General features: G+C 65.9%; 15 protein-coding genes. 5 read left to right on the plus strand and 10 right to left on the minus strand.

Annotated elements, in window-relative coordinates; genetic code table 11:
* Positions 1 to 103: 103 nt before the first annotated feature.
* The 4 genes from ureG to ACYJP6_RS24050 form a co-directional block, all read right to left on the minus strand.
* The gene (ureG, locus tag ACYJP6_RS24035) at positions 104 to 718 is read right to left on the minus strand and encodes an urease accessory protein UreG (protein ID WP_459478547.1); all 615 of its coding nucleotides are present in this window, start codon (positions 716 to 718) and stop codon (positions 104 to 106) included.
* 11 nt (positions 719 to 729) lie between these two features.
* Positions 730 to 1,401 (minus strand): urease accessory protein UreF, encoded by a 672-nt coding sequence (locus ACYJP6_RS24040; RefSeq protein ID WP_459478527.1) that lies wholly within the window; start codon positions 1,399 to 1,401, stop codon positions 730 to 732.
* On the minus strand, positions 1,398 to 1,898 hold the full coding sequence (gene ureE, locus ACYJP6_RS24045; protein WP_459478529.1) for an urease accessory protein UreE: 501 nt from the start codon (positions 1,896 to 1,898) through the stop codon (positions 1,398 to 1,400). The genes ACYJP6_RS24040 and ureE overlap by 4 nt, the downstream gene beginning before the upstream one ends.
* A gap of 97 nt (positions 1,899 to 1,995) precedes the next feature.
* On the minus strand, positions 1,996 to 2,688 hold the full coding sequence (locus ACYJP6_RS24050) for a TetR family transcriptional regulator (RefSeq protein ID WP_459478530.1): 693 nt from the start codon (positions 2,686 to 2,688) through the stop codon (positions 1,996 to 1,998).
* Between the two features lie 116 nt (positions 2,689 to 2,804).
* Here ACYJP6_RS24050 and pcaQ point away from each other — a divergent pair, with 116 nt between their 5' ends.
* From pcaQ to pcaG, 3 genes are all read left to right on the plus strand, one after another.
* Positions 2,805 to 3,728, plus strand: coding sequence for a pca operon transcription factor PcaQ (pcaQ, locus tag ACYJP6_RS24055; RefSeq protein ID WP_459478531.1), 924 nt, complete (start codon positions 2,805 to 2,807; stop codon positions 3,726 to 3,728).
* A 98-nt stretch (positions 3,729 to 3,826) separates the two neighbouring features.
* Positions 3,827 to 4,552 carry a protocatechuate 3,4-dioxygenase subunit beta gene (pcaH, locus tag ACYJP6_RS24060; RefSeq protein WP_459478533.1) on the plus strand — a complete coding sequence of 242 codons (726 nt, stop codon included), beginning with the start codon at positions 3,827 to 3,829 and terminating at the stop codon, positions 4,550 to 4,552.
* A 10-nt stretch (positions 4,553 to 4,562) separates the two neighbouring features.
* Positions 4,563 to 5,174, plus strand: a complete 612-nt coding sequence (gene pcaG, locus ACYJP6_RS24065) for a protocatechuate 3,4-dioxygenase subunit alpha (RefSeq protein WP_459478535.1) — start codon at positions 4,563 to 4,565, stop codon at positions 5,172 to 5,174.
* A gap of 60 nt (positions 5,175 to 5,234) precedes the next feature.
* Here the strand turns inward: pcaG and coq7 are convergent, their stop codons facing one another.
* From coq7 to hemJ, 4 genes are all read right to left on the minus strand, one after another.
* Positions 5,235 to 5,882, minus strand: a complete 648-nt coding sequence (gene coq7 / locus ACYJP6_RS24070; RefSeq protein WP_145012116.1) for a 2-polyprenyl-3-methyl-6-methoxy-1,4-benzoquinone monooxygenase — start codon at positions 5,880 to 5,882, stop codon at positions 5,235 to 5,237.
* A gap of 39 nt (positions 5,883 to 5,921) precedes the next feature.
* Positions 5,922 to 6,263 carry a histidine triad nucleotide-binding protein gene (locus tag ACYJP6_RS24075; RefSeq protein ID WP_017642985.1) on the minus strand — a complete coding sequence of 114 codons (342 nt, stop codon included), beginning with the start codon at positions 6,261 to 6,263 and terminating at the stop codon, positions 5,922 to 5,924.
* 81 nt (positions 6,264 to 6,344) lie between these two features.
* Positions 6,345 to 7,133 carry an SDR family NAD(P)-dependent oxidoreductase gene (locus tag ACYJP6_RS24080; protein WP_459478538.1) on the minus strand — a complete coding sequence of 263 codons (789 nt, stop codon included), beginning with the start codon at positions 7,131 to 7,133 and terminating at the stop codon, positions 6,345 to 6,347.
* A 58-nt stretch (positions 7,134 to 7,191) separates the two neighbouring features.
* Positions 7,192 to 7,617 (minus strand): protoporphyrinogen oxidase HemJ, encoded by a 426-nt coding sequence (hemJ, locus tag ACYJP6_RS24085; RefSeq protein WP_459478540.1) that lies wholly within the window; start codon positions 7,615 to 7,617, stop codon positions 7,192 to 7,194.
* Between the two features lie 174 nt (positions 7,618 to 7,791).
* Here hemJ and erpA point away from each other — a divergent pair, with 174 nt between their 5' ends.
* Complete coding sequence (erpA, locus tag ACYJP6_RS24090; protein ID WP_058766943.1) at positions 7,792 to 8,142, plus strand: iron-sulfur cluster insertion protein ErpA; 351 nt, start codon at positions 7,792 to 7,794, stop codon at positions 8,140 to 8,142.
* A gap of 18 nt (positions 8,143 to 8,160) precedes the next feature.
* Here the strand turns inward: erpA and ACYJP6_RS24095 are convergent, their stop codons facing one another.
* Complete coding sequence (locus ACYJP6_RS24095; protein ID WP_459478542.1) at positions 8,161 to 9,246, minus strand: anhydro-N-acetylmuramic acid kinase; 1,086 nt, start codon at positions 9,244 to 9,246, stop codon at positions 8,161 to 8,163.
* Between the two features lies 1 nt (position 9,247).
* Complete coding sequence (locus tag ACYJP6_RS24100) at positions 9,248 to 10,687, minus strand: OapA family protein (protein ID WP_459478544.1); 1,440 nt, start codon at positions 10,685 to 10,687, stop codon at positions 9,248 to 9,250.
* Between the two features lie 167 nt (positions 10,688 to 10,854).
* On the opposite strand from ACYJP6_RS24100, the gene tyrS reads away from it, so the two are divergent.
* Positions 10,855 to 12,054: a tyrosine--tRNA ligase gene (gene tyrS, locus ACYJP6_RS24105; RefSeq protein WP_027601386.1), complete on the plus strand. Its 1,200-nt coding sequence runs from the start codon at positions 10,855 to 10,857 to the stop codon at positions 12,052 to 12,054.
* Positions 12,055 to 12,082 lie beyond the last annotated feature (28 nt).

Raw genomic sequence — 12,082 nt, forward strand, 5'->3', positions numbered from 1 at the left:
TCGGAATGCTCATTTACCACTCGTAAACTCCGCTTCCTCAGGTGTTTTCGTGGGGTCGCCCAGGCCTTGTTTGTCTCTAGCTCGCGAGATCGTGAACAGGTTCTTAGGCGGCGGTCAGCAGGCCCTGCTTCTCGATGAAGGCGATGATCTCGTCCAGGCCCTTGCCGGTTTTCTGGTTGCTGAAGACGAAGGGCTTGTCGCCACGCATCTTGCGGGTGTCGCGATCCATCACCTCCAGGGAGGCGCCGACCATTTCGGCCAGGTCGACCTTGTTGATCACCAGCAGGTCCGACTTGCAGATGCCGGGGCCGCCCTTGCGCGGCAGCTTGTCGCCAGCCGAGACGTCGATGACATAGAGGGTCAGGTCGGAGAGCTCCGGGCTGAAGGTGGCGGAGAGGTTGTCGCCACCGGACTCCACCAGGATCAGGTCCAGGCCGGGGAAGCGCCGGTTGAGCTGGTCGACTGCCTCCAGGTTGATGGAGGCATCTTCGCGGATGGCGGTGTGCGGGCAGCCGCCGGTCTCCACGCCGAGGATGCGCTCGGGCGCCAGGGCCTCGTTGCGCACCAGGAAGTCGGCGTCCTCGCGGGTATAGATGTCGTTGGTCACCACCGCCAGGTTGTAGCGCTCGCGCAGGGCGCGGCAGAGGGCCAGGGTGAGGGCGGTCTTGCCGGAGCCGACCGGTCCGCCGATACCGACGCGCAGGGGTTGGGTATTCATCATGGGATCTCCTAGGAACGGAACAGGCGGCTGTACTGCCGCTCGTGGGCCATGCTGGTGAGGGCGAGGCCGAAGGGGGCGCCGCCCCAGGCCGCTTCGGGCAGGTCTGCGGCCTGCTCGGCGACGGCGGCCAGGGTCGGCAGCAGGATGGAAGTGAGGCGCTGGGCGGCTTGCTGGCCCAGCGGCAGGGCTTTCATCAGCACCGCCAGCTGGTTCTCCAGCCAGGTCCACAGCCAGGCATCCAGCGCGGCGCGTGGCGCTATGTGCCAGGCGCGGGCGGCCAGCGCCCAGCCCAGGGCGAAGGTCGGGGCCAGGTCGGCCAGCAGGCTGCGACTCTCGTCGTCCAGCTCCGGCAGGCCGAGCAGCAGCTGCGCCAGGGAGTAGCCGGTCTGGCGGCTTTCCAGCTGGAATTCCGCGGTCTCGCGGCTGGCCCTGTGGCGGTCGGCCAGTTCGCTCAGGCGCAGCCAGTCGCCTGCCGCGGCCGCGGCGCAATGGGCCAGCAGCAAGGGCGCCTCGAACCGTGCCAGATTGAGTTCGAGGTTGTCGCGCAGCCAGACCTCGGCGTCCGCCGCGGTGCGGATCAGGCCGCTGTCGATGGCCAGCTCCAGGCCCTGGGAATAGCTGTAGCCACCGATGGGCAACTGGGGGCTCGCCAGGCGCAGCAGGGCGAAGGGCGGACTCACGGGCGGACGCCGAACTGGTGCAGCTTGGGTGCGTAGTTGAAGCCTTCCTCGCCGTGGTGCGAGTGGTGATGGCCGCCGCCGTAGGCGCCATGCTCGGGCTGGAAGCCGGCCTCGATCTCGCTGACCTGGGCGCCCAGCTGTTCCAGCATGGCCTTGAGCACATAGTCGTCCAGCAGTCGCAGCCAGCCGTCGCCGATCTGCAGCGCCACATGGCGATTGCCCAGGTGGTAGGCGGCGCGGGTCAGCTCGAAGGCGCTGGCGCAGGTGATGTGCAGCAGTTTTTCCGGGCGGGCGACGACCCGCACGATACGGCCGTCCCGCGCCTCGAGACAGTCGCCATCGGCCAGCGGCGGTTGCCCGCGTTCGAGGAACAGGCCGACGTCTTCGCCGGCACTGGTGGTGGCTCTCAGGCGACTCTTGCTACGGGCGTCATAGGTGAGGTGGAGTTCGGCGTCCCAGGTATCCCGGGGCGCGCAGCGGCTTTGGACGACCAGCATGGCAGGACTCTTGGCAGTTTTGCCCAGCATCCCAGCAAGGGGCCTGCCAAGCCAGGCAATTCGCCTGCTTCTGGGGCAGCGATTCCTGACCAGGCGTTCAGGTTGCTCTTATTTGGTGCGCCATTGCCGTCGCCAGCAGCTCCATGCGCTCTTTTGGGGCGTCGGTCCGCTCGTTGCGCCGCCAGTGCTTGCTGCCGATCAGGATCAGCTTGAGCTGCTGCACCATCTTCGCCGCTGGCCAGAGGTGCCGCGGCGTCGCGGCCGGTGGTGGATCGATCAGCTCCGGGAGCGTGGCGAACACCGTCTTCACCACCAGGTCGGCGAGGACATCGATCTGCGGCGCCGTCAGCTGCGGCAGCCGACCCAGGGTGAGCAGGTCGCGCGCCAGGTCCTGGGTGATGCGCTGGCGCAGGTCGGCGATGGCCTGGCGCACGGCCAGGGAGCCGCCATACTGCTCGCGGGCGAGAAAGAGGAACTGATCGCGGTTGTCGGCCACGGCGCCGAGAAAGATCTCCACCGAGGCTTCGATCATGCCGCGCTGCTGCAGCTCGTGGTGCCGCACCTGGCGCAGGGCGTCGCGGAAGGTGTCGCCCACCTCCGCCACCAGCGCCAGCCCGAAGCTTTCCATGTCCGCGAAGTGGCGATAGAAGCCCGCCGGTACGATCCCCGCCTGGCGGCTCACCTCGCGCAGGCTGAGACTGCCGAAGCCGCGACCACTGTTCATCAACAGGCGTGCGGACTCCAGCAGCGCCTGGCGCGTTTGCAGCTTCTGCTGGGCACGGATCGACATGGGGACATTCCAGAGGGCGAGGCGGCACTGTAGCAAAGGATGCCCTTGCTGACTGCAAGGCTTTCGCGTGACCGCCGGGTGGTAGTCTCTGGCCCGAGCCTTGCCTTGAGAGCCCCATGAATCTCGACAACCGCATCAAGTTCCGGCACCTGCTGTGCTTTCTGGAGATCGCCCAGCAGCGCAGCTTCGCCAAGGCCGCCGATGCCATCGCCGTGTCCCAGCCGGCCATTTCCAAGACCATCCGCGAACTCGAGGAGATTCTCGAGGTGCGGCTGTTCGAGCGCGGCAAGGGCGAGGTCGTGCCGACCGCCGCCGGCCTGCTGTTCCTGCGCCATGCCGGACCCTGCGTGCAGGCGCTGCGCGAGGGGATGCAACTGGTGCGTGGTGGCGAGGCGGGCGGCCTGGTACGGGTCGGCGTGCTCTCGACGGTGGAAAGCCAGGTGTTGCCCGAGGTGCTGGCGCGGCTGCACGACCGCCACCGCCAGCTCATCGTCAATGTCGCCACCGGTCCCAGTGCCTACCTGCTGGGCCAGCTGCGGGTCGGCGACCTGGATCTGGTGGTCGGCCGCATGACCGACAGCCCCGACATCCACGGCCTCCAGTTCGAGCATCTCTATACCGAAGCCTTGACCCTGGTGGTCCGGCCGGGTCATCCGTTGAGCCAGGTCCTGCCGGCCGACCGGGCGACCCTGGCGCGCTATCCCCTGGTGCTGCCGCTGCCCGGTACCACCATTCGCCGTCACGCCGAGAGCCTGTTCGTGCAGTGCGGTATCCCGCTCAGCGCCCAGCGCCTGGAAACCCTGTCGCCGACGCTGAGCCGGCAGTACGTGCGGCAGAGCGATGCCCTGTGGATCGCCCCGCTCGATGCGGTCCGCCGTGACCTGGCGACGGGCGAGCTGGTGGAGGTGAGTCTCGGCGTACGGGAGGCGGGCGGCTCGGTGGGCATCTGCCGCAATGGCAGCGTACCCCTGTCGCTGGCGATGGAGCGTTTCTGCACCGTCCTGCGCGAGGTCGCCGGCGAACTTACCCATAACCATTAGGTTATGGATCGTGGCGCAGCTTTCAATTCAGCCAGGCGGCGCCCTGAGCCACACTGGAATCGGCCCTCCTGGCCCTGATTCTTCCGTGGAGCATTCCAATGCATAACAAGCCCCACGACGTACGCTACGTCGCCCGTGATCGCGCCTGGCATCCCCAGGCCTATACCCCCGCCTACAAGTCGTCCATTCCGCGCTCGCCGCGCCAGGCGCTGGTCAGCCTGCAGCACCAGACCGCCTCCGAGCGGACCGGCCCGGATTTCTCGCGGCTGCCCCTGGGTCCGCACGACAACGACCTGCTGCTCAACTTCGGTACCGGCCAGTTGCCCCAGGGCGAGCGCATCGTGCTGTTCGGTACCCTGCGCGACCAGTTCGGCAAGCCGGTGCCCAATTCCCTGGTGGAGATCTGGCAGGCCAATGCCGGTGGCCGCTACCGGCACAAGAACGACGTCTACCTGGCGCCGCTCGACCCCCACTTCGGCGGCGTCGGCCGCACCCGTACCGACAGCCAGGGCAACTACGTCTTCCGCACCATCCGCCCGGGCCCCTATCCCTGGCGCAATGGCAGCAACGACTGGCGCCCGGCGCATATCCACGTCTCGGTCATGGGCCCGGCCATCGCCACCCGGCTGATCACCCAGCTGTACTTCGAGGGCGATCCGCTGATCCCGCTGTGCCCCATCGTCAAGGCCATCGCCAATCCCGATGCCGTGCAGACCCTCATCGCCCGCCTGGACATGAGCATGGCCAACCCCATGGACTGCCTGGCCTATCGCTTCGACATCGTCACCCGCGGCGCGCGGCAGACGTTCTTCGAACACCACTGAGGACGCGCAGATGACGCCCAATCGCCAAGACCTGCTGCCGGAAACCCCCTCCCAGACCGCCGGCCCCTATGTGCACATCGGCCTGGCCCTGGCCGCGGCCGGCAACCCCACCCGCGACGTCGAGATCTGGAACGAGCTGGCCAAGCCCGGCGCCCCCGGCGAGCACATCCTGCTCACCGGCCAGGTGTTCGACGGCAACGGCAACCTGGTGCGCGACTCCTTCCTGGAGTTCTGGCAGGCCGATCACCAGGGCCACTACGATCCGGTCTATGACGTCGAGAAGGCCTTCAACGGTTTCGGCCGCACCGCCACCACCTTCGATGCCGGCGACTGGACGCTGCATACCGTCAAGCCCGGCCAGGTGACCGACCAGCGCGGCCAGCCCATGGCCCCGCACATCAACGTCACCCTGTTCGCCCGCGGTATCAACATCCACCTGCAGACGCGCCTCTACTTCGACGACGAAGCCGAGGCCAACGCCCGCTGCCCGGTCTACAACCTGCCGGAACCGGAGCGCCGCGGCACCCTGCTGGCGCGTCGCTGCGAGATCGACGGCCGCCTGGCCTATCGCTTCGACATCTATCTGCAAGGCCCCCAGGAAACCGTCTTCTTCGACATCTGAAGTACCAGACGGCAAAAAGCCCTGCCAAGGCAGGGCTTTTTCATGGGCGCGAGTGCCGTTTCAGATACGGTAGGTGGTCTTGGTCATCACCTTGGCCACCAGGCTCATGCCCTGCTTGATCGGCGAAGGGAAGCGCCAGCCACCGGCCGCCAGGGCATGCTCGGCATGCTGTTCCTCGTCGATGCGCATCTGCTCCAGCACCGCCCGCGATTTGGCATCGGCCGGTGGCAGCTTCTCCAGGTGCTCGTCCAGATGACGACACACCTGATCCTCGGTGGCGGCGACGAAGCCCAGGCTCAGGCGGTCGCTGATCAGGCCGGCGCCAGCGCCGATACCGAAGGACAGGCCATAGAAGAGGGGATTGAGCAGGCTGGGGCGCTCACCCAGGGCGCGGATGCGCTGCTCGCACCAGGCCAGGTGATCGATCTCTTCGTCGGCCGCGCGCTCCATCTCCTCGCGCACTTCCGGCAGCTTGGCGGTCAGCGCTTGGCCCTGGTACAACGCCTGGGCGCAGACCTCGCCGGTATGGTTGATGCGCATGAGGCCGGCGGCATGGCGCCGTTCCTCGTCGCTCAGCTCGGCGTCCTTGAGCGGAATGGCCGGCGAACTGCGGGTCGGGGCGCCGCTGAAGGGCGTCAGGGTACGCAGGGCGGTATCGGCCTGGATCAGCAGCCGATCGAGCGGGGAGTAGAGACGCTTGGATCTCACGATGATCTCCTTGGCAGGCTATGGAAGGGCGAGGGATACCTAGCCGGGCGGCCAGGTCATCTGCCGCTTGCCCAGCACATGCATATGGATGTGATAGACCGTCTGGCCACCCAGGGCGTTGCAGTTCATCGCCACGCGGAAGCCTTCTTCGCAGCCCTGCTCCTGGGCCAGGCGCTGGGCGGTGAAGAGGATGTGCCCGGCGAGTTGCTTGTCGTCGGCCTCGCTGAGGTCGTGGAGGGTCGCGATGTGCTTCTTGGGGATGACCAGGAAGTGCACCGGCGCCTGCGGGGCGATGTCATGGAAGGCCATGACCTGGTCGTCCTCGTAGAGCACCTTGGCCGGAATGTCCCCGGCGACGATCTTGCAGAACAGACAATCCACGTCGATCTCCTGCTGGCTGGATAGATGTCGAGTGTACCAGCGGCCGCCGCCCGGGGTCAGGTGCCGCGGGCGGGATCACCGTTACGCCGGCTGGAACAGTTTGCCGATCCGTACCGCCACCGAGCGGGTGAGGGCGCGGGGGAAGAAGCGCGGCAACAGGCTGCCCAGCCGATTGCGCCAGCCGGGCACGATCACCGCCTGGCGGCGCTCCAGTCCCTTGACCGCCGCCAGTGCCACCTCTTCGGCGGACATCAGCAGCTTGCCCTGCTCCATGCGTCCGGTGTGCAGGCCGGCGTTCTTGAAGAAGGCGGTCCGGGTCGGGCCGGGACAGAGCACCGACACCGATACCCCGCGCCCCTTGAGTTCTTCGCGCAGGCCTTCGGAAAAATGCAGTACATAGGCCTTGGTCGCCGCATAGCTGCTCATGTAGGGAATGGGCTGGAAGGCCGCGGTGGAGGCGACGTTGAGAATTTGCCCACCCCCCTGGATCGCCATGTGCTGGCCCAGGGCATGGCACAGGCGAGTCAGCGCCAGGATGTTCAGCTCCAGCTGCTCCTGCACCCGCGGCCAGTCGGCGGCGAGAAAGTCGCCGCCGCTGCCGATCCCGGCGCAGTTGACCAGCAGGCCGATGGCCCTCTCGCTCTGCTCCAGCTCATGCAGCAGGCCGGTCAGGTGCAGCGGCTCGGCCAGGTCGCAGACCCGGTACAGCACCTCGACGTCGAAGCGCTGGGCCAGCTCGGCGGCGATGCTCTCCAGCTTGTCCTTGCGCCGCGCCAGCAGGATCAGGGGCTGGCCACGCCGCGCCAGGGCCTCGGCCAGGGCCAGGCCGATCCCGCACGAGGCACCGGTTACCAGGGCATAACGCTGCATACTGCTTTCTCCAGATCACGCCGGTCACCGGCGGGGTCCGCCTCGGAAGGCGACGGACCTAGTAGGGCTTGACCACCACCAGGATGACGATGGCGATGAGGACCAGTACCGGTACCTCGTTGAACCAGCGATAGAACACATGGCTGCGCTTGTTCTCGCCGCGCTCGAACCTCTTGCGCATGGCGCCGCAGACATGGTGATAACCGATCAGCACCACCACCAGTGCCAGCTTGGTGTGCATCCAGCCCTGGGTCAGCCAGCTCGGATTGATCACCAGCAGGCCGATGCCGAACACCAGCGTCAGGATCATCGCCGGCAGCATGATGCCGCGGTACAGCTTTCGCTCCATCAAGCAGAAGCGCTCATGGCTCAGGCTATCGCTGCTCTGGGCGTGATAGACGAACAGGCGTGGCAGATAGAACAGGCCGGCGAACCAGCAGACCAGGGCGATCAGGTGGAAGGCTTTCAACCAAAGATAGAGCATCGGGGCGTTCTCCTTATCAGGCGGCGCGATATTAGAGTGGCGCTGCCGGCAAGTCATTCACTCCGGTCGTCCCGGCTGGCATCCCGCGGTCGCACAATAGTTGACCCTTTTGCTGGGGCAAGCGGATAATTTCGGCACTGAATTGTGTTCGGCGCAAGCCGGGAGACTACGGCAATGACCATTGAAACCTTCACCCCGACCCCCCTGCAGTTCACCCTGGGTGCGGCTACCAAGGTGAAGAACCTGATCGAGGAAGAGGGCAATCCCCGCCTGAAGCTGCGCGTCTTCGTCACGGGTGGCGGCTGCTCGGGCTTCCAGTATGGCTTCACCTTCGATGAAGACTCCGCCGACGACGACACCGTCATCGAGCGCGACGGCGTGCACCTGGTCGTCGATCCCATGAGCTTCCAGTACCTCGCCGGTGCCGAGGTGGACTACCAGGAAGGCCTGGAAGGCTCGCGCTTCGTCATCAAGAACCCCAACGCCGCCACCACCTGCGGCTGTGGTCAGTCCTTCTCCATCTGATCGGGCGCAGCGTTTGCCTTAGCGCGGATAGAGCGCACCCAGCACCCGGAGTCCACGGGCTCCGGTGACCTCGGGGCAGTTGCCGGGCAGGCGCTCGCAGAATCTATGGGCCAGCCAGGCGAAGGCCATGGCTTCCATCCAGTCCGGCGATACCTGGTAGGCCTCGGTACTGAGTACCGCGGCCGGTGTCAGGTGACGGGCCAGGCGCGCCATCAGATCCTGGTTGTGCGCGCCGCCGCCACAGACCAGCACCTCGTCCACCGCCTGGGCGGCACGGATGCTGTCGGCGATGCTGCGGGCGCTCAGCTCGGCCAGGGTCGCCTGGACATCCGCCGGCGCTAGGCCGGCCTGCTGCCCCAGCTGCTGTTGCAGCCAGGACAGATTGAAATGCTCGCGGCCGGTGCTCTTCGGCCCGCTCTTTGTGAAGAAGGGATCGCTCAGCAGGCGCTGCAACAGCGTCGGCACGACCTGTCCCTGCGCCGCCCAGGCGCCATCGGCGTCGAAGTGCAGTCCCTGGCTATGGTGGATCCAGGCATCCAGCAGCACATTGCCCGGTCCGCAGTCGAAGCCTCGCACCGGCAGGCCCGGCGCCAGCAGGGTCACGTTGCTGAACCCACCAATGTTGAGCACCGCGCGCGGACGCTCCTGGCCGAAGAGATCGGCATGGAAGGCCGGTACCAAAGGCGCACCCTGGCCACCGGCGGCTAGGTCGCGGCGGCGGAAATCGGCGATGACGTCGATGCCGGTCAGTTCGGCCAGCAGGGCGGCATCGCCGATCTGCAGGGTATAGCCCTGGGCGGGCAGGTGGCGGATGGTCTGGCCATGGCTGCCCACGGCGCGGATATCGGCTGGCGTCAGGCCCTGCTGAGCCAGGAGCTCGGCGATACCCTGGGCGGCCAGCCCGACCCAGGCCTGTTCGGCCCGGGCGATGCGCTCGATCTCGTTGTCCCCGGGCGCGCACAGCGCCAGCAGCTCGCGGCGGAGCGCGTCCGGCATGGGCACGCCCAGGGCGGCGACGAAACGGGTCCGCTCATCCTGCTCGATCAGGGAGATATCCAGTCCATCCAGACTGGTGCCGGACATCACCCCCAGGTAGCGCTCCATCTCAGCGCTTGTTCATCGCGAGCAGCGACGCCCGCTCCTGGTCCATGCGGGCCATGAGCGGCTGGCTCTGGGCCAGGAAGCGCGAGATCTCGTTCTTGGCGATGGGATCGGCCATGGGTAGCTTCACCCCGAGCGGATCGACGTGGTTGCCGTTGATGCGGAATTCGTAGTGCAGGTGCGGACCGGTCGCCAGGCCCGTCATGCCCACGTAGCCGATCACCTGGCCTTGCTTCACCGAAGCCCCGGCCTGCATGCCCTTGGCGATCCGGCTCATGTGGCCATAGACGGTGGTGTAGGTCTTGCCGTGCTGGATCATCACCACGTTGCCATAGCCATTCTCGCGGCCGGCCTTGGCGATCTTGCCATCGCCCGTGGCATGGATCGGCGTACCGGTGGGCGCAGCGTAGTCGACGCCCTTGTGTGCGCGCATCTTGTTCAGCACCGGGTGGAAGCGGCCCATGGTGAAGCGCGAGCTGATCCGCGAGAACTCCACCGGGGTGCGGATGAAGGCCTTGCGCATGCTGCCGCCTTCGGCGGTGTAGTAGTTGGTGGTGCCGTTCTTCGCGGTGTAGCGCACCGCGGTATAGGCCTTGCCCTTGTTCACGAAGCGCGCGGCCAGGATGTTGCCATAGCCCACATGCTTGCCGTTGACCACCTTGTCCTCGTACACCACCTCGAATTCGTCGCCTTCCTGGATGTCCAGCGCGAAGTCGATGTCGTAGCCGAAGATGTTGGCCAGCGCCATGGTCATGTCATGGGACAGCCCGGCCTTCTGCGCCGAGGCGAACAGCGAGCTGCTGATCCGCCCCTGGGCATAGGCCTTGCGAATGTCCGGGGTGACGGTCTTGTGCTCGATCTCGTAGCCCTGGTCGCCCTTGACCAGCGACAGGGTCTGCAGCGCGGTGAGCTTGGTACGCACCGCCAGCAATTCGCCGGAGGGCTCACGCTGGAATTCGATCTTCTGGCCCACCCGCAGGCGGGTCAGCTTCTTGGCTTCCTTGCTGCTGGCGAGCACCTCGTGCACCACGGCAGCGGCCAGGCCGGCGCGCTCGAACAGCGTCGAGAGCGTATCGCCCTTGCGCACCGTCTCGGTGGTCCACTGCGGCTCAGGCGTCGCGGTGGCGGCCACCGCTTCTTCGCCGGCAGGCGCCTCCTCGGCGGTCTGTTCGGCTGGTTGCTCCTGCTCGATCTGGGTGAAGGGGGAGGGGGACTGGGTGTCCGCGGCTTGAGTATCTGCGAGCACTTGCTCCTTCAGGTCATCCTGACCCTGCACGACGCGCCGGGCGTCCTGTTCAACATCCAGATTAATGGAAGTGCGTTTCGCCTCGACCTGCTGAGAGGGAAACACGAGCAAGGCCAGACTCAAGAGTGCGGCCACCCCGCTGGCGGCCACGAGGTGGCTTTTGGGGTAGAACGGACTTTTGGGGATTGGCTTCGTCATTTAGCTAAAGTGATGATCTGACGTTAAAAGAAGTGAATAACTGCCTAAAATATAATCAAAATCTGGCTGTCACAACCCTTTGGGGTGGCGATCCGACGTGCCGGCTGGCGGCTGCTAGGGGCATCTTGATAAGGTTCACGCTTTCGAAATTCAGAGGCGAAGCCCCCATGAAAACGGTCCAGGAGCAGCTGGCGGTCATCAAGCGTGGAGCAGATGAGCTGCTCGTCGAGTCAGAGCTTGTAACAAAACTGGAGCGTGGCACCCCGCTGCGCATCAAGGCAGGCTTCGATCCGACCGCTCCGGATCTGCACCTCGGCCACACCGTGCTGATCAACAAGCTGCGTCAGTTCCAGGAGCTGGGCCACCAGGTCATCTTCCTGATCGGCGACTTCACCGGCATGATCGGCGACCCCAGTGGCAAGAGCGCCACCCGCCCGCCGCTGACCCGCGAGCAGGTGCTGGAGAATGCCGAGACCTACAAGGCCCAGGTGTTCAAGATCCTCGATCCGGCCCGTACCGAAGTGGCCTTCAATGCCACCTGGATGGATCAGCTGTCGCCGGCCGACTTCATTCGCCTCTCTTCCCAGTACACCGTGGCGCGCATGCTCGAGCGCGACGACTTCAGCAAGCGCTACGCCGGCAACCAGCCCATCGCCATCCACGAGTTCCTCTATCCCCTGGTCCAGGGCTATGACTCCGTCGCCCTGCGCGCCGATGTCGAGCTGGGCGGTACCGACCAGAAATTCAACCTGCTCATGGGTCGCGAACTGCAGCGCGCCTATGGCCAGGAAGCCCAGTGCATCCTCACCATGCCGCTGCTCGAAGGTCTGGACGGCGTGAAGAAGATGTCCAAGTCCCTCGGCAACTATGTCGGCATTCAGGAAGCGCCCGGCGTCATGTACAACAAGCTGGTGTCCATTCCCGACACCCTCATGTGGCGCTACTTCGAGCTGCTCAGCTTCCGCAGCCTGGAAGAGATCGCCCAGTTCCGCAGTGATGTTGCGCAGGGCGCCAATCCCCGCGACATCAAGATCAAGCTGGCCGAAGAGATCGTGGCCCGCTTCCACGGGGAAGAAGCCGCCCAGACCGCCCACCGTTCCGCGGGCAACCGCATGAAGGATGGCGAGCTGCCGGAAGACCTGCCGGAAGTCGAGCTGGAAACCGATGCGGCGCTGCCGGTCGCTGCCGTCCTCAACAAGGCTGGACTGGTGAAGAACGCAGCAGCAGCCCGCGACCTGCTGGCGGCGGGTAGCGTCAAGGTGGATGGCGAGGTGGTCGATCGCGGCTTCCTGTTCGAGATCGGCCGTACCTATATATGTCAGGCCGGCAAGAAGGCTTTCGCCCGCATCAGCGTCCGTCAGCAATAAATTTGAAATAACCTGTTGACCTGCCCCA

This window comes from Pseudomonas sp. No.117, from assembly GCF_054558395.1.

What these genes read in the sequence shown, in the direction of transcription:
- ureG (WP_459478547.1), bottom strand. Translation starts at nt 718, where the DNA reads ATGAATACCCAACCCCTGCGCGTCGGTATCGGCGGACCGGTCGGCTCC.
- ureE (WP_459478529.1), bottom strand. Translation starts at nt 1,898, where the DNA reads ATGCTGGTCGTCCAAAGCCGCTGCGCGCCCCGGGATACCTGGGACGCC.
- ACYJP6_RS24050 (WP_459478530.1), bottom strand. Translation starts at nt 2,688, where the DNA reads ATGTCGATCCGTGCCCAGCAGAAGCTGCAAACGCGCCAGGCGCTGCTG.
- pcaQ (WP_459478531.1), top strand. Translation starts at nt 2,805, where the DNA reads ATGAATCTCGACAACCGCATCAAGTTCCGGCACCTGCTGTGCTTTCTG.
- pcaH (WP_459478533.1), top strand. Translation starts at nt 3,827, where the DNA reads ATGCATAACAAGCCCCACGACGTACGCTACGTCGCCCGTGATCGCGCC.
- pcaG (WP_459478535.1), top strand. Translation starts at nt 4,563, where the DNA reads ATGACGCCCAATCGCCAAGACCTGCTGCCGGAAACCCCCTCCCAGACC.
- ACYJP6_RS24080 (WP_459478538.1), bottom strand. Translation starts at nt 7,133, where the DNA reads ATGCAGCGTTATGCCCTGGTAACCGGTGCCTCGTGCGGGATCGGCCTG.
- hemJ (WP_459478540.1), bottom strand. Translation starts at nt 7,617, where the DNA reads ATGCTCTATCTTTGGTTGAAAGCCTTCCACCTGATCGCCCTGGTCTGC.
- erpA (WP_058766943.1), top strand. Translation starts at nt 7,792, where the DNA reads ATGACCATTGAAACCTTCACCCCGACCCCCCTGCAGTTCACCCTGGGT.
- ACYJP6_RS24095 (WP_459478542.1), bottom strand. Translation starts at nt 9,246, where the DNA reads ATGGAGCGCTACCTGGGGGTGATGTCCGGCACCAGTCTGGATGGACTG.
- ACYJP6_RS24100 (WP_459478544.1), bottom strand. Translation starts at nt 10,687, where the DNA reads ATGACGAAGCCAATCCCCAAAAGTCCGTTCTACCCCAAAAGCCACCTC.
- tyrS (WP_027601386.1), top strand. Translation starts at nt 10,855, where the DNA reads ATGAAAACGGTCCAGGAGCAGCTGGCGGTCATCAAGCGTGGAGCAGAT.